Raw genomic sequence first — 25113 nt, 5'->3', positions numbered from 1 at the left:
GCGTGTAAGCCCTTAGCAGGCGCGGGTTTACCCCGGTTTTAGGTGTAACTCCTCAAAACACATTAGTGCAATGGGCGCCTCATGAGTTCTTTTGATTCTTGCGGGTTGCGCTTCGCGCAGCCTAGCGGCAAAGCCTTGCGAGCGGCTTACTTCTCGCGCCCCGCGGCCTCGTCCAGGCCACGCAGAAACTTCAGTTTTTCCTGGATCTTGACTTCCAGGCCCCGAGGAACCGGCTGGTACCAGCCGGGATCGGGAATGCCCTCGGGCAGGTAGGTCTCGCCAGCCGCATAGGCGTGCGGCTCGTCGTGGGCATAGCGGTATTCGTGTCCGTAGCCCAGTTCCTTCATCAACTTCGTGGGCGCATTGCGCAAGTGCACCGGCACCTCGCGGCTCTTGTCCTGCTTCACGAACGCGCGTGCCTGGTTGTAGGCGTTGTAGCCCGCGTTGCTCTTGGGTGCGATGGCCAGGTAGATGACCGCCTGCCCCAAGGCCAGCTCACCCTCCGGGCTGCCCAGCCGCTCGTACGTCAATGCCGCGTCGTTGGCGACTTGCATCGCACGTGGATCGGCCAGGCCGATGTCTTCCCACGCCATGCGCACGATGCGCCGCGACAGGTAGCGCGGATCGGCACCGCCGTCGAGCATGCGGCACAGCCAGTACAGCGCGCCATCGGGATTGGAGCCTCGCACCGATTTGTGCAAGGCCGAGATCTGGTCGTAGAAGTTGTCACCACCCTTGTCGAACCGGCGCGTGTTCAGGCTCAAGGCGTTGGTGATGAACTCGGCGTCGATCTCCTCAACACCTGCGGCACCGGCGGCGGTGTTGCACTGCTCGAGCAGGTTGAGGAAGCGCCGCGCATCGCCATCGGCGTAGCCGATCAAGGTGTCGATGGCCTTCTCGTCGAAGCGCAGATGCCCGATCGCCGAGGCCTGCGCGCGCCGGAACAGCTGCCGCATCTCGTCGTCCGTCAGCGACTTCAGCACGTAGACCTGGGCACGCGACAACAAGGCCGAGTTCACTTCAAACGAAGGGTTCTCGGTGGTCGCGCCGATGAATGTGAACAGCCCCGACTCCACATGCGGCAACAGCGCGTCCTGCTGCGACTTGTTGAAGCGGTGGATCTCGTCCACGAAGAGAATGGTGTGCTTGCCCTGCGACAGGTATTGCTGGGCCTGCTCCATCGCCGCGCGGATGTCCTTGACGCCTGAGAGCACGGCCGAGAGCGCGATGAACTCGCTGCCGAAGGCGTGCGCCGTGAGCCGCGCGAGGGTCGTCTTGCCCACACCGGGCGGCCCCCAGAAGATCATGGAATGCGCTTTGCCGGACTGGAATGCCAGCCGCAGTGGCTTGCCCTCTCCCAGCAAATGCGACTGGCCCACCACTTCGTCCAGCACCTTGGGACGAAGGACTTCGGCAAGCGGCGCGGAAGGCTCCTGGGCGAAGAGATCGGTCACGGGCTTGCTCAGGGCCGGATGATCGCCGCTCCGGCCGGTGGCTGGAACTTGAAGTCTGAAGCCTTCAACGCCGCCGCGGTCTGCCAATCGTTGAATGTGAGCACCGAGCGCTGCCCCAGACTGTCTTCGATATCGAGCACCGCGAGTTGTCCTTGCCGAAAGCCCACGCGCACCATTTGCAACTGGCCGTCGCGGTCCTTGGGGCGGGCCTCGACCCATCCCATGCCGTCCTTGGCAGGCGCGGACTTGAGGTCGAACGCACCAGACAAACCCTTGAGATCGGCACCCGCGGCGATCAATGCCGCTGGCGTGCTACCCAGCGCGTCCTTCTGTGAGCGCGAGGTCACCTGGTTCAGATCCACATCGTGCAGCCACAAGGTCTGGCCATCGGCCACGATGGTCTGCTCGAACGGCTTGGCGTACACGAAGCGGAAACGGTTGGGCCGCAGGAACTCGAATGTGCCACTGGACGTCTTGGTGCGCGCCACACTCTCGCTGGCACGTTTGGGCGACGTCACCACCTGGGTGAACCGTGTCTTGCCGCTATCGACCTCGCGCAGGAATTTCTCAAGGTCCTGCAGGCCATCGGCCTGAGCGGCGAAGGCCGACAACGCAAAAGCACAAGTGAGGAGTTGCTTGATCATGAAGGTCCGACCCGGTTGCGCCGACTTGGTTGCAAGCCGGCTTCGTTCATTCGTTGCGCGAAGGTACCAGGATGTCGCGTTGGCCACTGGACGTCAGCGCACTGACAAGCCCTGCGTTTTCCATGTCCTCCAGCAGCCGTGCCGCGCGGTTGTAGCCAATTTTCAACTTGCGCTGCACGTAGGAAATGCTGGCCTTGCGGTCCTTGATCACGATCTCGACGGCCTGGTCGTACAAGGCATCTTTCTCGCCGTTGCCCTCTCCGCCACCTTCGCCGAACAGTTCGCCGCCTTCGCCATCGCCCAGGTTGGCTTCGAGCACGCCGTCGATGTAGTTGGGTTCACCGCCCTGCTCTTTCAAGTACGCCACCACGCGATGCACCTCGTCGTCGCTCACGAAGGCACCGTGCACACGGATCGGGAAACCGGTGCCCGACGGCATGTAGAGCATGTCACCCATGCCCAGCAGGCTTTCTGCGCCCATCTGGTCCAGGATGGTGCGGCTGTCGATCTTGCTGCTGACCTGGAACGACAGGCGCGTGGGGATGTTGGCCTTGATCAGGCCGGTGATCACGTCCACGCTCGGACGCTGCGTGGCAAGGATCAAATGGATGCCGGCCGCGCGCGCCTTCTGCGCCAGGCGGGCGATGAGCTCTTCGATTTTCTTGCCCACCACCATCATCAGATCGGCCAGCTCGTCGATCACGACCACGATGTAGGGCAGACGTTCCAGTGGCTCGGGCTGTTCGGGCGTCAGGCTGAAGGGATTGCCGATGATCTCGCCGCGCGCGGTGGCCTCATCGATCTTGGTGTTGAAGCCCGCGAGGTTGCGCACACCCATCTTGCTCATGAGCTTGTAGCGCTTCTCCATCTCGGCCACACACCAGTTCAGGCCATTGGCCGCGTGCTTCATGTCGGTGACCACCGGCGCAAGCAGATGCGGAATGCCTTCGTAGACGCTCATCTCCAGCATCTTCGGGTCGATCAACAACAGGCGCACGTCGCGTGCATCGGCCTTGTACAACAGCGACAGGATCATCGCGTTGATACCGACCGACTTGCCCGAGCCGGTGGTACCTGCCACCAGGCAATGCGGCATCTTGGCGAGGTCGGCCACGACGGGTTGACCACCGATGTCCTTGCCCAGACCCATGGTCAACATCGACTTCGCATCGTTGTACACCTGTGAACCCAGGATTTCGCTGAGCTTGATGGTCTGGCGCTTGGCGTTGGGCAACTCCAGCGCCATCAGGTTCTTGCCCGGGATGGTCTCGATCACACGAATCGATATCAGGGACAGCGAGCGCGCCAGATCGCGGCCGAGATTGACGATCTGCGAGCCCTTCACGCCCGTGGCCGGCTCGATTTCGTAGCGCGTGATCACAGGCCCTGGCGCGGCCGCGACCACCCGTACCTCCACGCCGAAGTCCTTGAGCTTCTTTTCGATCAGGCGGCTGGTCATCTCCAGCGTCTGGCTGTCGACCCCGGCCTGATGCGCCGGCGCGCTGTCCAGCAGATCCACCTGCGGCAGCTTGCTGTCGGGCAACTCGGTGAACAAGGGTTTCTGGCGCTCCTTGGCCACGCGCTCGCTTTTGGGCACTTCCACCAAGGTGGGCTCGATCACCACGGGGATGGGATGGTGCTCCTCGATCTCCACACGCTCGACCTTGACAACCTCTTCGCGCTCGCGCGCAGCCTTTTCGCCAATGCGCTGGTCTTCCACCGCCTCTCGCTTTTCTCGCCGCGCTTCAAACCACCCGTCGAGCGTGTGCCCGACCTCCTCCGCCCAGTGCCCCCAGGAGAAGTTGAAGACCCTGGGCAGGCTCACCAGCAGAAGCGCCAGCATGGTGAGCGCGGAACCGGTGAACCCCAACCAGCGCATCGCCACAGGTCCGAGGGCATGGCCGAGCACACCGCCCGCATGATCGGGCAAGGACGCTTCGAGGCGATAGAGGCGGCTCCATTCCAGCACCGAGCTCGCGCCGACCAGAGCGACCAATGCCAGCACGAACAGCGTGCGACGCGCCCAAGGACGTCGATGCCAGAGTGGATCGTCCTTTGTGGCATTGGCATCGGGTGCTTGCGCACCACGGATCCAGCGCGCGAGCGTGGTCAACCACGCTCTCACACCGGCCAGAAACAGCCACCAGACCGAAAAGCCCAGCAGGTAGTAGCTCCAGTCGGCGAGCATCGCGCCCAGACGGCCGCCCCAGTTGCCGACCTCGCTCGAAGTGCCGGTTGTGCTCCAGGCGGGATCTGCCAACGAATGGCTCAGCAGCGCGAGCAGCCAAAAGGCCAATGCCGCGGCGCCGAGCAGCAAACCGATTTCCTGTGCAAACCGGGAGACACCCGCCGGAGCCGCGTTGTCGCGATCGGCGTTGAGGGTGTTGAGTGAGTAAGTCATAGGCCTCGCTGAATTCCAGCGGCAAGCTTACCCCATGAATCCCAGCAGCCGAGACAGGCCAGAGCGCCCCGGCCGCGCGCTCAACCCAGCGAGTTGAGGCGATCCTTGATCAGGGTGCGCCCATCCTCCGTCACCTCGATGAAGCCGCGATCTTCCAGATCCTTCATCACCCGGCTGACCATTTCACGCGATGCGCCGATCATCTTCGCCACGTCCTGGCGCGACACCCGTTCCTTGATGGCCAACACACCGTCCTTGTCGGGTTGCGCGAATTCCAACAGCGCACGCGCGACACGGCCATAAACATCCATCAGCGCCAGCGACTCGATCTTGCGGTCGGCGTGGCGCAAGCGCTGCACCAGACCGCGCATCACCGCATAGGCCATGGACGTGTTCTCCGGCAGGCAACGCGCGAACTCGGTGCGGCCCAGGATGAGCACATCGGTCTGCACCTCGGCGCGCACGGTGGCCGAATGCGGCTGGTTGTCGATCAAGCTCATCTCGCCCACATAGTCCCCCGGATTCATGGTCGCAAGGATCACCTCGCGCCCGCGGGTGTCCGTGGTCATCACACGGGCCCGACCGGTCAGCACGATGGCCAGGCAATTGGACTTCTTGCCTTGCTCCACGATGCACTCCCCCCGCTTGAAACGCCTCTTCACCACGGAATCCGCCACCGCTTCGGCCTGGGCCTGGGTCAACGTGGAAAACAACGGAACCCGGCGGATCAGGTCAAGATTGGACAGGAGAGACATGCGTGTATTCCTTGGTTGGGACGGCGCTTACAGCGCTCTTTCATACAATGATTCGCATACATCGGGGCCCCAACACGGCACTGGATTCGCCACGTTGCGCCCCCAAATAACCACCGACTCTAAACCACTTGGCCCCGAACCCGATGGGGCGCTCAACATGAAACACGCGAAAGTACTCATCCTGGGCTCAGGCCCCGCTGGCTATACGGCCGCCGTCTACGCGGCACGCGCCAACCTCAACCCGGTGCTGATCACGGGCATCGCTCAGGGCGGCCAACTCATGACCACGACCGATGTGGACAACTGGCCAGCCGATGCCGAAGGCGTGCAGGGACCCGACCTGATGCAGCGTTTTCTGGCCCATGCCGAGCGCTTCAACACCGAGATCATCTTCGATCACATCAACGCCGTGGACTTCAGCAAGCGCCCCTTCGTGCTCAAAGGCGACAGCGGCGAATACAGCTGCGATGCGCTCATCATCGCCACAGGCGCCTCGGCCAAGTACCTGGGCCTGCCGTCCGAAGAACTCTTCATGGGCAAGGGCGTGTCGGGCTGCGCCACTTGCGACGGGTTCTTCTACCGAGGCCAGGAAGTCAGCGTGGTGGGCGGCGGCAACACAGCGGTGGAAGAAGCGCTGTACCTGTCCAACATCGCCAGCAAAGTCACACTGGTGCACCGCCGCGACACCTTCAAGGCCGAAGCCATCCTGATCGACAAGCTGATGGAAAAGGTCGCGAGCGGCAAGATCGAGCTCAAGCTGCACAGCACGTTGGAAGAGGTGTTGGGCGACCAGACCGGTGTGACTGGCGTGCGCCTGAAAAACATGAAGACCGGCGCCACCGAGGATCTGAACGTCAAGGGCTGTTTCATCGCCATCGGCCACCAGCCGAACACCGACATCTTCAAGGACCAGCTCGACATGAAGGATGGCTACATCACCACGCGCTCCGGCCTGCAAGGCATGGCCACCATGACCAGCGTAGCCGGTGTTTTTGCCGCCGGTGACGTTCAAGACCACGTGTACCGTCAGGCCATCACCAGCGCGGGCACGGGTTGCATGGCCGCCTTGGATGCGCAGCGCTTCCTGGAGCAAAACGCCGCCTGACACCCCGATTTGGCAGGCCTGCAGCCCTTTGGCTATAATTGCGGGCTTTGCTGACATCTACCGGCTTCCCGGGCGCGCAGCAGATTCATGGGTTACCGCCACCCTTTCCTGGCGAGGTGAGGTTGATGGGCCGCTCGGAGATGCCTCCGTTCTCGGTCCTCAGCTGTTTGAAATGATCGGAGTGTCCTCATGGCACGCGTCTGCGACGTCACGGGCAAGAAGCCCATGGTCGGGAACAATGTTTCCCACGCCAACAACAAAACCAAGCGCCGGTTCCTGCCGAACCTGCAATACCGCCGTTTCTGGGTCGAGAGCGAAAACCGCTGGGTGCGTCTGCGCGTCTCTGGCGCTGCTCTGCGCCTGATCGACAAAAACGGCATTGATGCCGTGCTCGCCGACCTGCGCGCACGCGGTCAAGCTTAAGGAGAACCGAACATGGCAACCAAAGGCGCACGCGAGAAGATCAAGCTGGAATCCACCGCTGGAACCGGCCACTTCTACACCACCACCAAGAACAAGAAGACCACGCCCGAGAAGATGCTGATCAAGAAATTTGATCCGAAGGCTCGCAAGCACGTGGACTACAAGGAAATCAAGCTCAAGTAATCGAGCCGATTCCCCAACAAAAAACCCGCTGTGAAAACAGCGGGTTTTTTGTTGCCCGGACGCCGCGAGCAGCGCCCGGAAACCGGCTTCTTCGATCAGGCGTGGGCGGAACGCAGACGGATCGAGAAATCGCGCAGCGCGGCAATGCCACTTTCTTCGGCGCGGCGGCACCAGGCCTGCAGGTCAGCGGCCAGTTGCTCACGGGTAGAGTTGGTGCTGGACCACAAGGCGCGCAGTTCCTCGCGCATGGTCACCATCTTGTCGAGCACCGGGTGCTCGGCGCGCACCTGGGCCAGCTGCGGTTTGACGTTGGCAGGCACCTTCTCGTCGTCGCGGTGCAGCCAGCGGCGGGCGGCTTGCAGCACCGTGGCATCGCCACGGCGTTGCTTCAAGGCCTCGAGTTCGTGCTTGCAGGCCGCGCGCATTTCGCGGGCGTAGCCGGCCATCACCTCGTAGCGGTTGGCGATGATCGCCTCGAGCGTCTTTTCGTCGGCAACCGGGCGCACGGCGCCATAGGCCATCTTGGGCGGCACCTTCTTCACGGATGCCAGGCCGACCGACTGCAGGATGGAGATGTACATCCAGCCAATATCGAACTCATAAGGCTTGACCGACAGCTTGGCCGACGTCGGATAGGTGTGGTGGTTGTTGTGCAGTTCTTCGCCACCGATGATGATGCCCCAAGGGGACACGTTGGTGCTGCCGTCCGCGGCCTCGAAGTTGCGGTAACCCCACCAGTGGCCGATGCCATTGATGATGCCGGCGGCCGTGAGCGGAATCCAGATCATCTGGATCGCCCAGACCGTCAGGCCCAGCACGCCGAACAGGGCGATGTTCAGAATGAGCATGAGGCTGACGCCCAGACGCGAGCGGCCGGTGTAAACGTGCTTCTCCATCCAGTCGTTGGGCGTGTTGTGGCCATACCGCTCCATGGTTTCGGCGTTTTTCGCCTCGGCGCGGTAGAGCTCGGCACCTTCATAGAACACCTTCTTGATACCGAAGATGTGCGGGCTGTGCGGGTCGCCTTCGTGCTCGCACTTGGCGTGGTGCTTGCGGTGGATGGCCGTCCACTCCTTGGTGACCATGCCGGTCGTCATCCACAGCCAGAAGCGGAAGAAATGCGACGCAATGGGATGCAGGTCCAGAGAGCGGTGTGCGGAATGGCGGTGCAGATAGATGGTGACGCTGGCGATCGTGATGTGCGTGAGCACCACGGCCACCAGCAGGACCTGCCACCAGGCAGCACCGGTCAGGCCTTGCGCCAGAAACTGGATCAGGCCATCCCACAGCTGGGACCAAACACCGGAATCGGAAGAAAACATGCAGTTCCTAAAAGACCGCCCTGGGTCATCGGGATGTGAAGCAGCGCCGTACCCTGGGCGGTGTGGGCCGGCAGCGAAGCCGAGATTTTAAGGCGAGGGGTCCAAATCACAAACCCGATCGGACCCGCAAGCACACACTTAGGCGTTCAAATCGGGTGACTTGCCCTCATTTCAAGGCTTTTTCCGCCAAACGGCAGCAAAAAAGCCATCTGTTGCGTGCCGATGAGGCCACAAACGCAGGTATTGACCTGCATCAACCGAACACAGACTGGCCGCCGCAGACACGTGCAGGCCTTCCAACAGGGACAAGGCCGCGAGGGGTTCGAAATCGGCATGTGACGCGCCAAACGCCTGCGCCACCCTTTCGTTCTCGTCCTTCAGGAGGCTGCAGGTGGCGTACACCAGACGGCCGCCGGGTTTCAGCAATCGGGCGGCGCTGTTCAGAATGGATTGCTGCAAGTCGGCCTGCGCCGCCACCGTCTGGGGCGTCTGGCGCCACTTCAGATCCGGACTCCGCCTCAAGGTCCCCAGACCGGAGCAAGGGGCATCGACCAACACGCGATCGATCTTGCCCGCCAGGCGCTTGATGCGGTCGTCGCGCTCGTGGGCGATGGCCACCGGATGCACATTGGACAGGCCACTGCGTGCCAGCCGCGGTTTCAGCGCGTCGAGCCGATGACCCGAAGTGTCAAAGGCATAGAGCCGGCCACTGTTGCGCATGGCCGCGCCGATGGCCAGCGTCTTGCCACCCGCACCGGCACAGAAATCGACCACCATTTCGCCGCGTTTGGCGTCCAGCAGCAGGGCCAGCAGCTGCGACCCTTCGTCCTGCACTTCCACCTCGCCCTGCACAAATGCCGGCACTTTAGTAAGCGAGGGCTTACCTTGCAAACGGATGCCCAGCGGCGAATAGGGTGTGGCGGCCCCCGCCAGCCCGGCTTTTTGCAAAGCACTCAACACGGCCTCGCGCTTGCCTTTGAGCACGTTCACCCGCAGGTCCAGTGGCGCGGGCTGGCTCAGGCTCGCGACCAAGGCGTCGAACTCCTCGCCCACCTGCTCACGCAGGGCCGTGGCGAGCCAGTCGGGCAGGTTGTGGCGGTGTTGCGCCATCAAGTCCTTGTCCGTCACCGCATCGCAGTGGTCGAGCCAGGTTTTTTCAGGTTCGGTCAACGCGCTCTTGATGAAGTCGCGATCGCCCGGAAAAGCCAGGATCGCCAGCCGGCGCCATTTGGAACCACTGCCCGAACGGGCCAGCCATTCCAGTTTCAGGCGCTCGCGCAGAATGGCGTAGACCGTGTCGGACAGGGTTGCTCGCTCGCGGGGCCCGAGCGAGCGGTTTTCGCGGAAGTGGCGCGCGACCACGGCATCGGCCGGGTGTTCAAACTTGAAGACTTGTTCGATGAGGCTGGCGCTTTCGTCCAGAAGGGCTTTGGGGTGCATGGCGCGTATTGTCGTCCGGGGGGCAGGCCCGGGACACGATAATCGTGGGCTATGTCCGATCTTTCCCAACAGGTGCGCCGCCGCCGCACCTTTGCCATCATCTCCCACCCCGACGCGGGCAAAACCACCCTCACCGAAAAGCTGCTGCTGTTCTCCGGCGCGATCAACATCGCGGGCAGCGTGAAGGCGCGCAAGGCCGCGCGCCACGCCACCAGCGACTGGATGGAAATCGAAAAGCAGCGCGGCATCTCGGTCGCATCGTCGGTCATGCAGATGGAGTACCGCGACTGCGTGATCAACTTGCTGGACACCCCGGGTCACCAGGACTTCTCCGAAGATACCTACCGCGTGCTCACCGCCGTGGACGCCGCGCTGATGGTGATCGACGCCGGCAATGGCGTGGAACCTCAGACCCGGCGCCTGCTTCAGGTCTGTCGCGCGCGCAACACGCCCATCCTGACCTTTGTGAACAAGATGGACCGGGAGGTGCAGGCCCCACTCGACCTGATGGACGAGATCGAACGCGAACTCGGCATGACCGTGGTGCCCTTTACCTGGCCGGTGGGCATGGGCAAAACCTTTCGCGGTGTGTTCGACCGCCGCACCGACCAGATGCGCGTGTTCGCCGCGGGTGAGGACCGCCGCGGTGGCGAGGAAGAGGTGCTCGCCGGACTGGACAACGCCGAGAGCGTCAACCGCTTCGGCGCAGAGTTCGAACAGGCACGCGATGAACTGGAGCTCGTGGCGGGCGCCTCACCCGCCTTCGACGAAGCGCAGTTCCTCGAAGGCAAGCAGACGCCCATGCTGTTCGGCTCGGCGGTGAACAACTTTGGTGTGCGCGAGGTGCTCGATGCGCTGGTGGACCTGGCGCCGCCGCCGGGCGAACGGCCCGCGATGCAACGCACCGTCAAACCCGAAGAGCCGAAGTTCAGCGGCGTGGTGTTCAAGATCCAGGCCAATATGGACCCGGCGCACCGCGACCGCATCGCCTTCGTGCGCCTGGCCAGCGGGCACTTCGTGCGCGGCATGAAACTCAAGGTGGTGCGATCGGGCAAGGACCTGCGGCCCAACACCGTGGTGAGTTTTCTCTCACAACGCCGCGAACTGCTCGATGAGGCCTTTGCGGGCGACATCATCGGCATTCCCAACCACGGCGTGCTGCAGCTGGGCGACACGCTCACCGAAGGCGAAAACCTGCAGTTCACCGGCCTGCCGTTCTTCGCACCGGAAATCATCCGCAGCGTGGAAGTGGCCGACCCGCTGCGCAGCAAACAATTGCGCGCGGGTCTGACGCAGTTGGGGGAGGAAGGCGCGATCCAGGTGTTCCGTCCGGTGGCGGGCTCGGTGCTGCTGCTCGGCGCGGTGGGTCAGTTGCAGTTCGAAGTGGTGGCACACCGGCTGGAGCACGAGTACGGTGTGAAGGCGCGCATCATGAACAGCCCTTACCAGGTGGCGCGCTGGGTGACGTGCGCGCCCGAAGATGGTGGCGATGTCGAACTCAAGCGCTTCATCGACGCCAACAGCCACCGCGTGGCGCTGGATGCCGTGGACGCCCCCACCTTGCTGGTGGACCATGCGGCGACGTTGCGCGCGGTGGAAGCGAACTGGCCGAAGATCAAGTTCCACGCGATGCGCGAGCACGCGGGATTGGTGTTCGCCAAAGGGATGTGAGCGCGAGCCCTTCTCCCGCAGGAAAGGGAGAACGGCACGTCACACCGACAACAGCCGCTCGATGGCGCGTGGGTAGATGAGGTGCTCCTGTGCAAGCACCCGCGCCGCCAAGATCTCCGGTGTATCGCCGGACAGCACCGGTACCACCGCCTGGTCGAGAATCTCGCCATGGTCCAGCTCGCTGGTCACGCGGTGCACCGTGGCGCCCGCAAAGCGGCAGCCCATCTCGATCGCGCGCTGGTGCGTCTTCAACCCCGCAAACGCCGGCAGCAGACTGGGATGGATGTTGACCAGCCGGCCTTCGTAGTGCTGCACAAAGCCCGGGGTAAGGATGCGCATGAAGCCAGCCAACACCACCAGTGCCGGGTTGTAACGGTCGATCCGCGCCATCAGCGCGGCGTCGAAGGCCTCTCGGCTGTCGTAGGCGGTGTGGTCGAGCGCGGAGGTCTCGATGCCTTGGTCCTGCGCCCAGACCAAACCCTTCGCCGCAGCCTTGTTGCTGATCACCGCCGCCACGCGTGCGCCGTAGCGGTCTTGCCAGCGTTGCTTTCGCGAGGTCTCCACGATGGCGGCCATGTTGGAGCCGCTGCCAGAGATCAGAATCACGATGTTTTTATTCACGCCAGACATGGCCGGGAAGTGTAATGACCTCAGACCTGCAAACCGGCCGCCCGCGCGGCCACGACTTTCAACAACGCCCGCTCTCGCCCACCGAGGCGCGCGTGCTCGGCACGCTGATGGAGAAGGCGCGCACCGTGCCCGACAGTTACCCGCTCACGCTCAACGCGCTGGTGACGGGCTGCAACCAGAAGTCCACCCGCGACCCGGTGATGAACCTGCCCGATGCGGCCGTGCTGGAGGCGCTGGACGAGTTGCGCAGCCTGCACATGGTGCTCGAAGGCAGCGGCAGCCGCGTCACACGCTACGAACACAACTTCGTGCGCGCGGTCGGCGTGCCCGACCAGGCCGCGGCACTGCTGGGCATGCTGATGCTGCGGGGCCCGCAAACCGCCGGTGAATTGCGCCTGAACACCGAGCGCTGGCACAAATTTCTCGACATCGCCTCGGTCGACGGCTTTCTGGAAGAGCTGCAGGAACGCAGTGTCGACAAGGGCGGCCCGTTGGTCGTGAAGCTGCCACGCGCACCCGGTGCGCGCGAACAACGCTGGGCCCATCTGCTGTGCGGTCCGGTCGATACCAGCGACCTGGCCAGCGCCACGAATGCCACCAGCAGCGCCGCCACCGAGGACGAACTGATCGCCCTCACGCGCCGCATCGCCGCCCTGGAAAACACCGTGTCCACGTTGCAGGAGCAGATCGAGAATCTGCACGAGCAGCTGGGTTTGTCACAGCCCGGACAGCCGTAAAACGAACGGTCGTGCGAAACTGGCCGGCATTGCGTTGTTCACATTGCCGGCACACGCAGCTGTGGCGGCCACCAGGAGACCTTCCATGGATTTGGCATTCACGCCTGAAGAACAGGCGTTTCGCGAGGAGATTCGCGCCTGGGTCAGGGCCAACCTGCCCGCCGAGATCGCCCACAAGGTGCACAACGCGCTGCGCCTGACGCGCGACGACATGCAGCGCTGGGCAAAAATCCTGGGCAAGAAGGGCTGGCTCGGCTGGGGCTGGCCCAAGGAATTCGGTGGCCCGGGGTGGACTGCGGTGCAGAAGCACCTGTTCGAAGAAGAATGTGCCCTGGCCGGCGCGCCGCGCGTGGTGCCTTTCGGCCCGGTGATGGTGGCGCCCGTGATCATGGCCTTCGGCAACCCGGAGCAGCAGCAGCGGTTCCTGCCCGGCATCGCCAGCGGCGAAGTCTGGTGGAGCCAGGGCTACAGCGAACCCGGCTCGGGCTCGGACCTGGCCTCCGTCAAGACGCGCGCCGAGCGCCAGGGGGACAAGTACATCGTCAATGGGCAGAAAACCTGGACCACCCTGGGCCAATACGGCGAGTGGATCTTCTGTCTCGTGCGCACCAGCAACGAAGGCAAACCGCAGACCGGTATCTCCTTTCTGCTGATCGACATGAAATCGCCCGGCGTCACGGTGCGGCCGATCAAGCTGCTGGATGGCGAGAGCGAGGTCAACGAAGTCTGGTTCGACAACGTCGAGGTGCCGGTCGAGAACCTGATCGGCGAAGAGAACAAGGGCTGGACGTATGCCAAGCACCTGCTCAGCCACGAACGCACCAACATCGCCGACGTGAACCGCGCCAAGCGCGAACTGGAGCGCCTGAAGCGCATCGCCAAGGCCGAGGGCGTGTGGGACGACCTGCGCTTTCGCGACCAGATCGCCTTGCTCGAGGTGGACGTGGTGGCGCTGGAAATGCTGGTGCTGCGCGTGCTCTCGGCCGAGAAGTCGGGCAAGAACTCGCTCGACATTGCCGGCCTGCTCAAGATCAAGGGCAGCGAGATCCAGCAACGCTATGCCGAACTCATGATGCTGGCGGCGGGCCCGTACAGCCTGCCCTTCATCTCCGAGGCGATGGAGGCCGGCTGGCAGGGCGACTTCCCCGGCGGCACTGTGGCCAACGCACCGCTGGCATCCACCTACTTCAACATGCGCAAGACCACCATCTACGGTGGCAGCAACGAAGTGCAACGCAACATCGTCGCGCAGACGGTGCTGGGCTGAGGAGACATTCATGGACTTTGATTTCAGCGACGACCAACAACAACTGCGCGATGCGGTGCGCAAATGGGTCGACAAGGCCTATACCTTCGAGCGCCGCAACGCCATCGTGTCCGCCGGTGGCTTCGACCGCTCTGCCTACGGTGAGCTGGCCGAACTTGGGCTGAGCGGCCTGTACGTCGGCGAGGACGACGGCGGCCTGGGCATGGGCCCCATCGAGGGCATGGTCGTGATGGAAGAGCTGGGCTGCGGCATGGTGTTGGAGCCCCTCGCCCAGACCCTCGTCACCACCGGTGTGCTGGGCGGCTACGCCCCCGCCGAGCTCAAGGCCGCCTGGCTGCCGCGCATGGCTTCGGGCGAGGCGCTGGTGGTGCTCGCGCACCAGGAACGCAAGGCCCGCTACCAGTTGGACGTGTGCGCCACCACCGCCACGCAAGCCGGTGCGGGCTGGACACTCTCCGGCGCCAAGAACCTCGTACCCGCTGCCGACCAGGCCGATGCCTTCATCGTGCCTGCCGTCATCAATGGCCAGTTGGCCTTGTTCCTCGTCGAACGCACGGCATCGGGCGTAAGCACGCGCGGCTATGCCATGCAGGACGGCTCGCGCGCGGGTGACCTGACGCTGCGCAACGCGCCTGCGCTGTTGATCACCCAGGACGGGCTGAGCGCCCTGGAACACGGCGTGGACATCGGCATTGCCGCCGTCTGCGCCGAGGCCGTCGGCGTGATGGACAAGACCTTGGCGATCACGGTCGAGTACATGAACACGCGCAAGCAGTTCGGCGTGGCCATCGCGACCTTCCAGGCGCTGCGCCACCGCGTGGCCGACATGAAGATGCAACTGGAGCTGGCGCGGTCGATGAGCTACTACGCCAGCCTCAAGCTGAACGCGCCGGCCACCGAACGCCGCGCGGCGATGGCGCGCGCCAAGCTGCAGTTGGGCACCTCCATGCGCTTCGTCGGGCAGCAGGCGGTGCAGTTGCACGGCGGCATTGGCGTGACCGACGAGTACATCGTGAGCCACTGCTTCAAGAAGCTCACGCAACTGGAAATAACCTTCGGCGACACCCTGCACCACCTGGGTGAAGTCTCGGCCCGCATGCAGGACACGGCAGGCGTGTTCGCGTGATGCCGGCGGATGGCTCAGCCGACCAGGCGGGCCAGATCGAGCACACCTGTGCCCCACAGGCCGATGATCACGTGCGACACGGACACGCCCAGCAGTGAGCCGTGGCGGTGGTAGAGCCAGCCCCAGAACAGACCGGGGACGAACACCGCCAGCGCATAGCCCAGGCCTAGGTGCTGGTGGCTGATCGAGAAAACGGCGTTGGACACCACCACCGCCTGCAGAGGCACCCAGCGGCCGGTGAGCATGCGAGCGAGCGACCCCTGCATCAGCCCGCGGGCCACGAACTCCTGCACCGGCGAGAGCAGCACATACAGGCCGTAGGCGAGCAGGGTCGCCATGGCGCCCGCGGGCGACACCCATGGCTCGAACATCGGCATGCCGGCGTGGGCCGGGCTCCATTGCAACAACGCCCATTTGCCCAGCGTGAGCACGGCGCAGAACACCGCGCTCCACCCGAGGCTCTCCAACAGCACCCAACGCCAGCGCGCCAAGGTGAAGCCGAAGGTCTGGGGCGCGAAGCCGCTGGCCTTCATGATCCATGCAGAGCCCACGGCCATCAGCACCAACAAGGCTGCGCTCGTGAGCGTGCTCGAACTGGCGGAACTCGAGAACCCGCGCAACACCCCGAGTGCCGAGGTGTAGACGAACACCATCAGGATCACATGGGTGAACAAGGTGCCGAAAGACACCCGGATGCGGTACTGTTCCATGCGGTCGCGCTGCCATTGCGCCGCCACATCGCTCACACGGGTGAGCCGCTCCCCCAACGCGTCGGCATGGGCACGCATCGACAAGGCAAAGAGGTCCACGCCCGTGCGCTCTCGAAACACCTGCAAGCCTTGCTGCGCGATCGACCAGGTCACCACGTCCGTCTCCGCGGTGACCGTGGCCGAGCGCGGCGCGCCGGACAAGACCCCCATCTCGCCAAACGACGCGCCGGCCTCCACACTGCCCAGCCGCGCGCCGTCCGTGCCCTTGTAGATGCCGACCCGTCCGGCGGTGAGCAGGAACACGCGATCGGCCTTGTCGCCCTCGTTCACGATGGCCTCCCCCGGCGCGTACGCGCGCCGCTCCACGACCGCCTGCAGATGGTCGACAAACTCGCGGGGCACGTGCGCCAGAAACAGGTTCTGGCGCCAGGCCTCGGGGTCGGTCGAGGCGTTTTCTGGAGGGCTCATCGCATCCCAAGTCGGTGAAGTCACAATCGGACACCATCAAGCGCCCGCCATGGTACCTGCAAGCCCATACCCCTTACCCCTATCCAGACCACCGCGTTCGCGCCTTGAGAAAGGGCTGCGATGAACCGGCGTGTGCACGACGCCGTCGCGGCCGGCTACAACTCGGGCAGCGGGATCATTGCGGACAAGAACCGCGAGGTCGCGCAGCATCTGGCCGAACGTTTGCGCCCACGCCCGGGCCCGCTGGCCGTGGCCGATCTGGGCGTGGGCGATGGGGCCATGCTGGCCCAGCTGGCGGCCTTGGGCCTGCCCCTGGAGATGACCGGCCTGGACGTCTCGGCCGCGATGCTGCGGCTGGCCCAGGCACGGATACCGCTGAAGGCCGTGCACGCCCCCGCACAACGCGCGCGCGAGGTGCTGCCAGCGGCAGCGTTCGACGCGGTGCTCGCGCATTTCATCCTGGCGTATGTGGACCGCCACACCCTGCTGGCGCAAGCCCGTGACTTGTTGGCGCCGGGCGGCGTGCTCTCGCTCGTGACCACCACCGAGGAAGGCGGCGGTCCGTTCTTCGAGGGGCTCGACCGCTTTTTCCTGACGTCGCGCAACCCGCTCAAACGCGCCATGGGCCGGCTCTGCGAACGCGGGATCGCGCAGTCCCACGTGCCCAAAAGCTACGCCTCGCTCGAAGCGGAGATCCGTGTCGCCGGCCTGGTGGTACTGCGGCGCGACACCATGCGCCAGCACATCACGTTCGAGAATGCCGAAGACGCCTACCGCTTCGGCATCGAAGAGGGCTGGGCCGCCAACTTCCTCGCCATGCCCGGTGTGCCGGTGCGCGCAGCGCAGGCGCTCGCGCGCTGGGGCACGCGGCAAGCCACTTACCCGTTCTCGTTCACCCAGGTGATCGAAATGCTGGAAATCGGCGTCGCACCGACGGGCAGCGCCACCGAGGACGGCGGTTGACGCGCGGCGTCGTCGCCTGGATCGGCCGCACGGGCCTTCGCCTGGCCGGTTGGCACGTGGACCCGACGGTGCCCACGGTGCCCAAGTACGTTCTTCTGGCCGCCCCCCACACCAGCAACTGGGATTTCGTGGTGATGATGGCCGCAGGCATGGCGCTGGGCATCTGGCCGCACTGGGTGGGCAAGCACACCTTGTTCAGTTGGCCTTTCGGCGCGCTGGCGCGGGCGTTGCGCGGCATTGCGGTCGACCGGCGCGCGCCCGCGAACATGGTGGCTCAACTAAGCCACGCATTTGCCCGGCACGAACGCCTGGTGCTGGTGATGCCCGCGGAGGGCACGCGGGGCTATGCGCGCCACTGGAAGAGCGGCTTCTACCGGGTCTCGCTGGCCGCGGGCGTGCCGGTGGCCATGGGTTACGTCGACTTCACCACCAGAACCGCAGCCATCGGGCCGGTGTGGATGCCCACGGGCGATGTGCGCGCCGACATGGATGTGGTGCGCGCCTTCTACGCCGGGCGGCAAGGGCGCCACCCCGAGCGACAGGGGCCGATACGGCTGGCGGCCGAAGATCAGCTCGACACCACGAGCTGATGCTCACCCATACGGTTTTGCATTCAAGCGTAGAACAAGGCGGGTTGCCGCAGACAGTGCTGTAGCACGGCAAGGCGACCCAACGCCGTTATACGTTTGAAGGCGAAACCGTACTATGCGTGCAGGCGCGAACTCTTGGGCAGGTGCGCCATCAGGAACTCCATCTGGTCCGCCAGGATGCGCCGGTTGCGCAGAATGAAGTCTTCCCACAGGCTGGGCACATAGGGCGCATACAACAAGCCCATGTGCGCCTGCTCGGGCGTGCGGTTGCCCTTGCGGTGGTTGCACGACTTGCAGGCCGTCACCACGTTCATCCAGGTGTCACGCCCGTTCTGCCCCAGCGGCACGATGTGCTCACGCGTGCAGGCCTCCTCCTGGCAGTTCTCGCCGCAATACGCGCACACATTGCGGTCGCGCGCAAACAGCTTGCTGTTGGTCAGCGTGGGACGCAGGTCGAAGGGGTTGATGCGCGGCACGCCCTGGGTGCCGATGATCGAATTGACGGTGATGATGGACTGGCGGCCCGTGACCGCGTTGTGCCCGCCGTGGAACACCGCGATCTCGGCCCCCATCTCCCAGCGCACTTCATCCGCCGCATAGTGCAACACGGCTTCCTCCAGGCTGATCCACGACTGTGGCAACCCCTGCGCGGAGAGTTTCAAGACCTTCAAGACGGGCTCCTTCCAACGAACATGTCACCGGGGAGGGACGGCGCTCGCCACGCCGTCCTGCGGCCACCGGCAGGTCCGGCGGGCGCATATCATCGAGTGCCAATATAGCGCGCTTTGATAACGCGGCGGTGACGGTGGACCTGGAAGCCACAGCATCCGCGCCCCAAACGCCCTCCACCGCTGCTCCAGACCACCCTTTTCCGCATGAAAATCTTTCGCGGTTCGCGCCCTTGTTCCCCCGAATCCCCGGGCTGCGCCCTGACCATCGGCAACTTCGACGGCGTGCACCGCGGGCACCAGGCCATGCTGGCCTTGCTCAACAACGAAGCCCAGCACCGCGGCGTGCCCAGCTGCGTGATGACCTTCGAACCGCATCCGCGCGACTATTTCGCGGCCCTGCACCACAAGCCCGAGCTGGCACCCGCGCGCATTGCCACGCTGCGCGACAAACTGCAGGAGCTGGAGCGCTGCGGCGTCGACGAGTGCGTGGTGCTGCCTTTCAACGCCCGGCTGGCCAACCAGGCACCCGAGGCGTTCATCGAAGACACGCTGGTGCGCGCCTTCGGCGCACGGTATGTGCTGGTGGGCGACGATTTCCGCTTCGGCGCCAAGCGTGCGGGCGACTACGCCATGCTCGACGCCGCGGGCAACCGACTGGGCTTCGATGTGGCCCGCATGCAGAGCTACGAGGTGCACGGCCTGCGCGTTTCCAGTTCCGCGGTGCGTGAAGCCCTGGGCGCGGGCCGCATGGAGGACGTGGCGGCCCTGCTGGGCCGGCCCTACAGCGTCAGCGGCCACGTGGTGCATGGCCGCAAGCTGGGCCGGCAACTGGCCGAGAGCAGCCCGGGCAAGGGGGACGGCTTTCGCACGCTCAACCTGCGCTTCTCGCACTGGAAACCGGCGGCCAGCGGCATCTTTGCGGTGCACGTGCACGGCCTGGGCCCCCACCCCGATTCGCCGCCTTTGCCGGGTGTGGCCAACCTCGGCGTGCGCCCGTCGCTGGACCCGGATGACGTCAACGGCGGGCGCGTGCTGCTGGAAACCCATTGCCTCGAATGGCCGGCAGAGATGGCCGCACGCCTGCCCGAGGGAGAGGCCTACGGTAAAATCGTGCGCGTGGAACTGCTGCACAAACTGCACGACGAGCTGAAATACGACAGCCTCAATGCCCTGACCCAGGGCATCGCGAGAGACTGCGACGACGCACGCACGTTCTTCGCCTCGCTGCACACCCAAACCCACCGGCAGACCACGCGCGATCGAATTTAGACGATCCCGTCTGCCCGGTCGCCGCCCTTCGACAGGCTCAGGCCCTTCGACAAGCTCAGGACGATCGGAATACACCCCCATTCGAGCTCAATACCGCCCCGTTCGGGCTGAGCTTGCCGAAGCCACCACGGAAATTTCCCTGTCATGTCCGACGCCCCCACCGACTACCGCAGCACCCTGAACCTGCCCGACACGCCCTTCCCCATGCGCGGCGACCTGCCCAAGCGCGAGCCGGGCTGGGCCAAGGCCTGGAACCAGGACGGTCTCTACAAGCGCCTGCGTGGCGCCCGCGCTGGCGCGCCACTGTTCGTGCTGCACGACGGCCCGCCCTACGCCAACGGCCAGATCCACATGGGCCACGCCGTCAACAAGGTGCTCAAGGACATGATCGTCAAGAGCCGCCAGCTGGCCGGCTTCGACGCGCAGTACATCCCCGGCTGGGACTGCCACGGCCTGCCGATCGAGAACGCAATCGAGAAGAAGCACGGCCGCAACCTCAGCCGCGACGACATGCAGGCCAAGAGCCGCGCCTATGCCACCGAGCAGATCGACCAGCAGCGCGAAGACTTCAAGCGCCTGGGCATCCTGGGCGACTGGGAGCGGCCCTACCGCACCATGGACTTCGCCAACGAAGCCGGCGAGCTGCGCGCGTTCAAGCGCGTGATCGAACGCGGCTTCGTCTACCGCGGCCTGAAGCCGGTGTACTGGTGCTTCGACTGCGGCTCCTCGCTGGCCGAGTTCGAGATCGAATACGCCGACAAGAAGAGCGACACGCTGGACGTGGCCTTCGAAACCCACAATGGCGCGGCGCTGGCCAAGGCCTTCGGCCTGAGCGCCCTGCCCGCGGGCAAGAGCGCCTTTGCCGTCATCTGGACCACCACCGCCTGGACCATCCCCGCCAACCAGGCGCTCAACGCCCACCCCGAGCTGAACTACGCGCTGGTCGACACGCCGCGCGGCGTGCTGCTGCTGGCCGAGTCGCTGGTCGAAAAATGCCTGGAGCGCTACCAGCTCGAAGGCAGCGTGATCGCCACCGCCAAGGGCGAAGCCCTGCGCGACCAGGTCTTCCGCCATCCCCTGTACGACGTCGACGCCGGCTACCGCCGCCTCTCCCCGCTGTACCTGGCCGACTACGTGAGCGACAGCGACGGCACCGGCCTCGTGCACTCGGCGCCGGCCTACGGCCTGGACGACTTCAATTCCTGCGTGTCGCATGGCCTGAAGTACGACGACATCCTCAACCCCGTGCAGGGCAACGGCGCCTATGCGCCCGACTTCCCGCTGTTCGGCGGGCAGCACATCTGGAAGGCCGTGCCCGCCATCCTGGAGGCGCTGAAGAACGCCGGCCGCCTGATGGCCACGCAGCCCATCACCCACAGCTACCCGCACTGCTGGCGCCACAAGACGCCGGTGATCTACCGCGCCGCTGCGCAATGGTTCATCCGCATGGACGAGGGCGAAGGCGTGTTCACCAAGGACAAGGCGCCACGCACCCTTCGCGAGACCGCACTGGCGGCGATCGAACACACCCATTTCTTCCCGGAAAACGGCAAGGCGCGCCTGCACGACATGATCGCCAACCGGCCCGACTGGTGCATCTCGCGCCAGCGCAGCTGGGGCGTGCCGATCCCGTTCTTCCTGCACAAGGACTCGGGCGAGCTGCACCCGCGCACCATGGAGATCCTCGACCAGGCGGCCGACATCGTCGAGAAGGGCGGCATCGAGGCCTGGAGCCGCGTGACGGCCGAAGAGATCCTGGGCGCCGAGGACGCGCCGAAGTACACCAAGAGCCAGGACATCCTGGAGGTGTGGTTCGATTCGGGCTCGACCTTCCAGCACGTGCTGCGCGGCAGCCACGCCAAGGCCTATGTCAACGGCGACTTCCACCAGGAAGGGCCGGAGGCCGACCTGTACCTCGAAGGCCATGACCAGCACCGCGGCTGGTTCCACTCGTCCCTGCTGCTGGGCTGCGCGCTGTACGACCGCGCGCCCTACCGCGGCCTGCTCACCCACGGTTTCACCGTGGACAGCCAGGGCCGCAAGATGAGCAAGTCGCTGGGCAATGGCATCGACCCGCAGGACGTCACGAAGAAGCTGGGCGCCGAGATCATCCGCCTGTGGGTGGCCGCGAGCGACTACTCGGGCGACATCGCCGGCGACGACAAGATCCTCGCGCGTGTGGTCGACGCCTACCGCCGCATCCGCAACACGCTGCGCTTCCTGCTGGCCAACGTGAGCGACTTCGACCCCGCGGTCGACGCGGTGCCGCACGACCAGATGCTGGAGATCGACCGCTACGCGCTGGCGCGCGCGGCGCAGTTCCAGGCCGAGATCCTGGCGCACTTCGACGTCTACGAATTCCACCCGGTGGTGGCCAAGCTGCAGGTGTACTGCTCGGAAGACCTGGGCGCGTTCTACCTCGACGTGCTCAAGGACCGCCTCTACACCACCGCGCCCAAGAGCCTCGCGCGGCGCAGCGCACAGACCGCGCTGCACGAGATCACGCACGCCATGCTGCGCTGGATGGCGCCTTTCATGAGCTTCACCGCCGAGGAAGCGTGGCCGGTGCTGGCCGGCGCGAAGAGCCAGGGCTCGATCTTCTTCGAGACCTACGCCGACCTGCCTCAAGCCAACGAAGGGCTGCTGGCGAAGTGGACGCGCATCTGTGAAGTGCGCAACCTGGTGAACAAGGAGATCGAGACCGTGCGCGCGGCGGGTCAGGTGGGTTCATCGCTGCAAGCCAACGTGCGCCTCACCGCCCCGGCCGACGACCACGCGCTGCTGGCCTCGTTGGGCCAGGACCTCAAGTTCGCCCTGATCGTCTCCGCCGTGGAGCTGCTGCAGGGCGATGCGCTCGCGGTGCAGGTCGTGCCATCGACCGCCGTCAAATGCGAGCGCTGCTGGCACTACCGCAACGACGTGGGCAGCGACGCCGCGCACCCCACGCTGTGCGGGCGCTGCACCAGCAACCTGTTCGGCGCGGGTGAACCGCGCACGGTGGCCTGATGCAAGCCCAACGCAACAGCCACATCTGGCCCTGGCTGGGCCTGGCGGCCGCCATCCTGGTGGCCGATCAGGTCATCAAGCAATGGATCGTAGCGGTGTACCAGTTGGGCGACAGCACCTTCGTCACCAGCTTCTTCAACATCGTGCGCGTGCACAACAGCGGCGCGGCGTTCTCGTTCCTCGCGGGCGCGAGCGGCTGGCAGCGCTGGTTCTTCACCGCCGTGGGCGTGGGCGCATCCGTCTTCATTGTCTGGATGCTGCGTTCGCACCCGGGCCAGAAGCTGTTCGCGTTCGCGCTGGCTTGCATCCTGGGCGGTGCGCTGGGCAACGTGATCGACCGCCTGTGGCACAGCTACGTAGTCGACTACCTCGACTTCCACTGGCCATTCCTGGCCGGCCTCTTTCCCGGCGGCCATTTCCCCTCGTTCAATCTTGCCGACATCGCGATCTCGGTGGGTGCCGTGGCGCTGATCCTGGACGAGATACTGCGCGTGCGCCGCAGCCGCCGCCCCAGCTAAACGCCCGCGCGGGCCCGCGAGTCTCGCACCTCCTGCAGGGGCACCCCCTGCGGCGTATAGTTTTGAGGTTCATGAAACATCTGTTGGACCTTCTCGCGGCCATCGCCCTGCTGGTGTGGGGCACACACCTCGTGCGGGCCGGCGTGCTGCGCGTCTTCGGCAGCAACCTGCGGCAGTTCCTGGCCGCCAGCATGGGCAACCGCATCACCGCCGCGCTCTCGGGCCTGGGTGTCACGGCCCTGGTGCAATCGAGCACCGCCACCGCCCTCATCACCGCGTCCTTCGTGGGCCGAGGCCTCATTGCCTTGCCCGCCGCCCTGGCGGTGATGCTGGGCGCGGACGTGGGCACCGCGCTCATGGCGGTGGTGTTTTCGTTCGATCTGTCGTGGCTCTCGCCACTGTTCATCTTCCTGGGCGTCACGCTGTTCATTTCACGCCAAGGCACACAGGTGGGCGACTTCGGGCGCGTGCTGATCGGCCTGGGTCTCTTGCTGCTGGCCCTGCGCCTCATCGGCAGCGCCACCGGGGTGCTCACGCAGAACCCGGCGGTGCAGCTCATGCTGGAGTCGCTCACCAGCGACCGCATGCTCGAAATCCTGCTGGGCGCCGTCCTCGCGGTGGCGGCCTATTCGAGTCTGGCGGTGGTGTTGCTGGCCTCCTCCCTGGCAGTGCAGGTGGTGGGGCTGGACGTGGCGCTGGGCATCGTGCTCGGCGCCAACCTGGGCAGCGGCCTGCTGGCCGTCATCACCACCGCCAAGGCCGGCAACAGCACCCGCCAGGTCCCCTTGGGCAACCTGCTCTTCAAGCTGCTGGGCGTGACCATTGCGATTGGCCTCATCCCCCTGTGGACGCGCTTCATGGAGCCCCTGGTGCAGGATCCGGCCACACTCACCGTGCTGTTCCACCTGAGTTTCAACCTGATGGTGGGCCTTCTCTTCATCGGCCTCACCACACCCATCGCCCGCATGGTGAACCGCCTGCTGCCGCTGAAGAAGAGCAAGGACAAGAGCGCGCTGGAGCGGCCCAACCACCTCGACCCGTCCGCGCTGGCCACACCGTCGCTGGCCATCTCCTGCGCGGCGCGCGAGGCCATGCACCAGGCCGACATCGTGGAAACCATGCTGCGTGGCGTGCTCACCGTGATCCGCAACAACGACGCCAAGCTCTCGCAGGACCTGCGCAAACTGGACGACACGGTCGACGACCTCTATTCGTCGATCAAGTACTACCTCACCAAGATCTCGCGCCAGCAACTCAGTGAAGAAGAAGGCCGGCGCTGGACCGACATCATCAGCTTCACCATCAACATGGAGCAGATCGGCGACACCGTCGAGCGCGTGCTGCTCGACATCGAGGACAAGAAGATCCGCAAGGGCCGCAACTTCTCCGAGGCGGGCATGGCCGAGATCACCGAACTGCACACGCACCTGATCGACAACCTGCGCCTGGGCATGAGCGTGTTTCTCAGTGGCAACGTGCGCGACGCGCAGAAACTGCTGGAAGAGAAAGTGCGCTTTCGCGACATGGAGCGCGAATACGCCGCCACCCACCTGGACCGGCTCTCGGTCATGACGCAACAGAGCATGGACACCAGCGCGCTGCACCTGGACCTGATCAGCGATCTCAAGCGCATCAACTCGCACATCTGCTCGATCGCATACCCCATCCTCGACAGCGCTGGCGTGCTCGCGCCCAGCCGCCTGCGCGAGGGGTTGAAGTGACCCCCCCCCTGCGCCGCTGACGCGGCTTCCCCCCTCCGT

General features: G+C 65.0%; 22 protein-coding genes. 13 read left to right on the top strand and 9 right to left on the bottom strand.

Annotation, left to right across the window (positions count from 1 at the left end; genetic code table 11):
* Positions 1 to 146 precede the first annotated feature (146 nt).
* The 4 genes from F9K07_RS08925 to F9K07_RS08910 form a co-directional block, all read right to left on the bottom strand.
* Positions 147 to 1454 (bottom strand): replication-associated recombination protein A, encoded by a 1308-nt coding sequence (locus F9K07_RS08925; protein ID WP_159591662.1) that lies wholly within the window; start codon positions 1452 to 1454, stop codon positions 147 to 149.
* A gap of 8 nt (positions 1455 to 1462) precedes the next feature.
* A complete protein-coding gene (lolA, locus tag F9K07_RS08920) occupies positions 1463 to 2098 on the bottom strand; it encodes an outer membrane lipoprotein chaperone LolA (RefSeq protein ID WP_201451539.1) in 636 nt (211 codons plus the stop codon).
* Between the two features lie 46 nt (positions 2099 to 2144).
* Complete coding sequence (locus F9K07_RS08915; protein ID WP_159591659.1) at positions 2145 to 4499, bottom strand: DNA translocase FtsK; 2355 nt, start codon at positions 4497 to 4499, stop codon at positions 2145 to 2147.
* An 80-nt stretch (positions 4500 to 4579) separates the two neighbouring features.
* Positions 4580 to 5254 (bottom strand): Crp/Fnr family transcriptional regulator, encoded by a 675-nt coding sequence (locus F9K07_RS08910; RefSeq protein ID WP_159591656.1) that lies wholly within the window; start codon positions 5252 to 5254, stop codon positions 4580 to 4582.
* Positions 5255 to 5411: 157 nt separating this feature from the next.
* On the opposite strand from F9K07_RS08910, the gene trxB reads away from it, so the two are divergent.
* The 3 genes from trxB to rpmG all read left to right on the top strand — a co-directional run bounded on the left by trxB (position 5412) and on the right by rpmG (position 6965).
* Positions 5412 to 6359, top strand: a complete 948-nt coding sequence (trxB, locus tag F9K07_RS08905; protein ID WP_159591653.1) for a thioredoxin-disulfide reductase — start codon at positions 5412 to 5414, stop codon at positions 6357 to 6359.
* A 189-nt stretch (positions 6360 to 6548) separates the two neighbouring features.
* Complete coding sequence (rpmB, locus tag F9K07_RS08900) at positions 6549 to 6782, top strand: 50S ribosomal protein L28 (protein WP_056269541.1); 234 nt, start codon at positions 6549 to 6551, stop codon at positions 6780 to 6782.
* A gap of 12 nt (positions 6783 to 6794) precedes the next feature.
* Positions 6795 to 6965, top strand: coding sequence for a 50S ribosomal protein L33 (rpmG, locus tag F9K07_RS08895; protein WP_056269543.1), 171 nt, complete (start codon positions 6795 to 6797; stop codon positions 6963 to 6965).
* A 95-nt stretch (positions 6966 to 7060) separates the two neighbouring features.
* On the opposite strand, the gene F9K07_RS08890 is transcribed toward rpmG, so the two are convergent.
* Together F9K07_RS08890 and F9K07_RS08885 are read right to left on the bottom strand one after the other, a co-directional pair.
* Complete coding sequence (locus tag F9K07_RS08890; protein WP_159591650.1) at positions 7061 to 8287, bottom strand: DesA family fatty acid desaturase; 1227 nt, start codon at positions 8285 to 8287, stop codon at positions 7061 to 7063.
* A gap of 171 nt (positions 8288 to 8458) precedes the next feature.
* Complete coding sequence (locus F9K07_RS08885) at positions 8459 to 9727, bottom strand: RsmB/NOP family class I SAM-dependent RNA methyltransferase (RefSeq protein ID WP_159591647.1); 1269 nt, start codon at positions 9725 to 9727, stop codon at positions 8459 to 8461.
* 51 nt (positions 9728 to 9778) lie between these two features.
* Here F9K07_RS08885 and F9K07_RS08880 point away from each other — a divergent pair, with 51 nt between their 5' ends.
* The gene (locus F9K07_RS08880; protein WP_159591644.1) at positions 9779 to 11398 is read left to right on the top strand and encodes a peptide chain release factor 3; all 1620 of its coding nucleotides are present in this window, start codon (positions 9779 to 9781) and stop codon (positions 11396 to 11398) included.
* A gap of 39 nt (positions 11399 to 11437) precedes the next feature.
* Here the strand turns inward: F9K07_RS08880 and purN are convergent, their stop codons facing one another.
* Positions 11438 to 12028 carry a phosphoribosylglycinamide formyltransferase gene (gene purN / locus F9K07_RS08875; RefSeq protein ID WP_159591641.1) on the bottom strand — a complete coding sequence of 197 codons (591 nt, stop codon included), beginning with the start codon at positions 12026 to 12028 and terminating at the stop codon, positions 11438 to 11440.
* Between the two features lie 14 nt (positions 12029 to 12042).
* Between purN and F9K07_RS08870 the strand changes: the two genes are divergently transcribed.
* The 3 genes from F9K07_RS08870 (at position 12043) to F9K07_RS08860 (ending at position 15158) form a co-directional block, all read left to right on the top strand.
* The gene (locus tag F9K07_RS08870; protein WP_159591638.1) at positions 12043 to 12765 is read left to right on the top strand and encodes a YceH family protein; all 723 of its coding nucleotides are present in this window, start codon (positions 12043 to 12045) and stop codon (positions 12763 to 12765) included.
* Between the two features lie 85 nt (positions 12766 to 12850).
* The gene (locus F9K07_RS08865) at positions 12851 to 14032 is read left to right on the top strand and encodes an acyl-CoA dehydrogenase family protein (RefSeq protein WP_159591635.1); all 1182 of its coding nucleotides are present in this window, start codon (positions 12851 to 12853) and stop codon (positions 14030 to 14032) included.
* A 10-nt stretch (positions 14033 to 14042) separates the two neighbouring features.
* Complete coding sequence (locus F9K07_RS08860; RefSeq protein ID WP_159591632.1) at positions 14043 to 15158, top strand: acyl-CoA dehydrogenase family protein; 1116 nt, start codon at positions 14043 to 14045, stop codon at positions 15156 to 15158.
* A gap of 14 nt (positions 15159 to 15172) precedes the next feature.
* Here the strand turns inward: F9K07_RS08860 and F9K07_RS08855 are convergent, their stop codons facing one another.
* Positions 15173 to 16336 carry a cyclic nucleotide-binding domain-containing protein gene (locus F9K07_RS08855; RefSeq protein ID WP_159591629.1) on the bottom strand — a complete coding sequence of 388 codons (1164 nt, stop codon included), beginning with the start codon at positions 16334 to 16336 and terminating at the stop codon, positions 15173 to 15175.
* Positions 16337 to 16456: 120 nt separating this feature from the next.
* On the opposite strand from F9K07_RS08855, the gene F9K07_RS08850 reads away from it, so the two are divergent.
* Together F9K07_RS08850 and F9K07_RS08845 are read left to right on the top strand one after the other, a co-directional pair.
* A complete protein-coding gene (locus tag F9K07_RS08850; RefSeq protein WP_159591626.1) occupies positions 16457 to 17299 on the top strand; it encodes a class I SAM-dependent methyltransferase in 843 nt (280 codons plus the stop codon).
* A complete protein-coding gene (locus F9K07_RS08845; protein ID WP_159591623.1) occupies positions 17296 to 17889 on the top strand; it encodes a lysophospholipid acyltransferase family protein in 594 nt (197 codons plus the stop codon). The genes F9K07_RS08850 and F9K07_RS08845 overlap by 4 nt, the downstream gene beginning before the upstream one ends.
* A gap of 113 nt (positions 17890 to 18002) precedes the next feature.
* Here the strand turns inward: F9K07_RS08845 and F9K07_RS08840 are convergent, their stop codons facing one another.
* Complete coding sequence (locus F9K07_RS08840; protein WP_159591620.1) at positions 18003 to 18560, bottom strand: HNH endonuclease; 558 nt, start codon at positions 18558 to 18560, stop codon at positions 18003 to 18005.
* 204 nt (positions 18561 to 18764) lie between these two features.
* On the opposite strand from F9K07_RS08840, the gene F9K07_RS08835 reads away from it, so the two are divergent.
* The 4 genes from F9K07_RS08835 (at position 18765) to F9K07_RS08820 (ending at position 25074) form a co-directional block, all read left to right on the top strand.
* Positions 18765 to 19829 carry a bifunctional riboflavin kinase/FAD synthetase gene (locus tag F9K07_RS08835; protein WP_159591617.1) on the top strand — a complete coding sequence of 355 codons (1065 nt, stop codon included), beginning with the start codon at positions 18765 to 18767 and terminating at the stop codon, positions 19827 to 19829.
* 144 nt (positions 19830 to 19973) lie between these two features.
* Positions 19974 to 22835: an isoleucine--tRNA ligase gene (gene ileS, locus F9K07_RS08830; protein WP_159591614.1), complete on the top strand. Its 2862-nt coding sequence runs from the start codon at positions 19974 to 19976 to the stop codon at positions 22833 to 22835.
* Positions 22835 to 23353 (top strand): signal peptidase II, encoded by a 519-nt coding sequence (lspA, locus tag F9K07_RS08825; RefSeq protein ID WP_159591612.1) that lies wholly within the window; start codon positions 22835 to 22837, stop codon positions 23351 to 23353. The genes ileS and lspA overlap by 1 nt, the downstream gene beginning before the upstream one ends.
* 71 nt (positions 23354 to 23424) lie before the next feature.
* The gene (locus F9K07_RS08820; protein WP_159591609.1) at positions 23425 to 25074 is read left to right on the top strand and encodes a Na/Pi cotransporter family protein; all 1650 of its coding nucleotides are present in this window, start codon (positions 23425 to 23427) and stop codon (positions 25072 to 25074) included.
* Positions 25075 to 25113: the final 39 nt, after the last annotated feature.

It is taken from the genome of Hydrogenophaga sp. BPS33, from assembly GCF_009859475.1.
Taxonomy (GTDB): domain Bacteria; phylum Pseudomonadota; class Gammaproteobacteria; order Burkholderiales; family Burkholderiaceae_C; genus Hydrogenophaga.
The sequence above is the reverse complement of the archived record's forward strand: the minus strand, read 5'-3'. Positions and strand labels throughout refer to the sequence as shown.

What these genes read in the sequence shown, in the direction of transcription:
- F9K07_RS08890 (WP_159591650.1), bottom strand. Translation starts at nt 8,287, where the DNA reads ATGTTTTCTTCCGATTCCGGTGTTTGGTCCCAGCTGTGGGATGGCCTG.
- ileS (WP_159591614.1), top strand. Translation starts at nt 19,974, where the DNA reads ATGTCCGACGCCCCCACCGACTACCGCAGCACCCTGAACCTGCCCGAC.
- F9K07_RS08820 (WP_159591609.1), top strand. Translation starts at nt 23,425, where the DNA reads ATGAAACATCTGTTGGACCTTCTCGCGGCCATCGCCCTGCTGGTGTGG.
- trxB (WP_159591653.1), top strand. Translation starts at nt 5,412, where the DNA reads ATGAAACACGCGAAAGTACTCATCCTGGGCTCAGGCCCCGCTGGCTAT.
- F9K07_RS08915 (WP_159591659.1), bottom strand. Translation starts at nt 4,499, where the DNA reads ATGACTTACTCACTCAACACCCTCAACGCCGATCGCGACAACGCGGCT.
- purN (WP_159591641.1), bottom strand. Translation starts at nt 12,028, where the DNA reads ATGTCTGGCGTGAATAAAAACATCGTGATTCTGATCTCTGGCAGCGGC.
- F9K07_RS08885 (WP_159591647.1), bottom strand. Translation starts at nt 9,727, where the DNA reads ATGCACCCCAAAGCCCTTCTGGACGAAAGCGCCAGCCTCATCGAACAA.
- F9K07_RS08860 (WP_159591632.1), top strand. Translation starts at nt 14,043, where the DNA reads ATGGACTTTGATTTCAGCGACGACCAACAACAACTGCGCGATGCGGTG.
- F9K07_RS08870 (WP_159591638.1), top strand. Translation starts at nt 12,043, where the DNA reads ATGACCTCAGACCTGCAAACCGGCCGCCCGCGCGGCCACGACTTTCAA.
- rpmB (WP_056269541.1), top strand. Translation starts at nt 6,549, where the DNA reads ATGGCACGCGTCTGCGACGTCACGGGCAAGAAGCCCATGGTCGGGAAC.
- F9K07_RS08850 (WP_159591626.1), top strand. Translation starts at nt 16,457, where the DNA reads ATGAACCGGCGTGTGCACGACGCCGTCGCGGCCGGCTACAACTCGGGC.
- lspA (WP_159591612.1), top strand. Translation starts at nt 22,835, where the DNA reads ATGCAAGCCCAACGCAACAGCCACATCTGGCCCTGGCTGGGCCTGGCG.
- F9K07_RS08835 (WP_159591617.1), top strand. Translation starts at nt 18,765, where the DNA reads ATGAAAATCTTTCGCGGTTCGCGCCCTTGTTCCCCCGAATCCCCGGGC.
- lolA (WP_201451539.1), bottom strand. Translation starts at nt 2,098, where the DNA reads ATGATCAAGCAACTCCTCACTTGTGCTTTTGCGTTGTCGGCCTTCGCC.
- rpmG (WP_056269543.1), top strand. Translation starts at nt 6,795, where the DNA reads ATGGCAACCAAAGGCGCACGCGAGAAGATCAAGCTGGAATCCACCGCT.
- F9K07_RS08910 (WP_159591656.1), bottom strand. Translation starts at nt 5,254, where the DNA reads ATGTCTCTCCTGTCCAATCTTGACCTGATCCGCCGGGTTCCGTTGTTT.
- F9K07_RS08880 (WP_159591644.1), top strand. Translation starts at nt 9,779, where the DNA reads ATGTCCGATCTTTCCCAACAGGTGCGCCGCCGCCGCACCTTTGCCATC.
- F9K07_RS08855 (WP_159591629.1), bottom strand. Translation starts at nt 16,336, where the DNA reads ATGAGCCCTCCAGAAAACGCCTCGACCGACCCCGAGGCCTGGCGCCAG.
- F9K07_RS08865 (WP_159591635.1), top strand. Translation starts at nt 12,851, where the DNA reads ATGGATTTGGCATTCACGCCTGAAGAACAGGCGTTTCGCGAGGAGATT.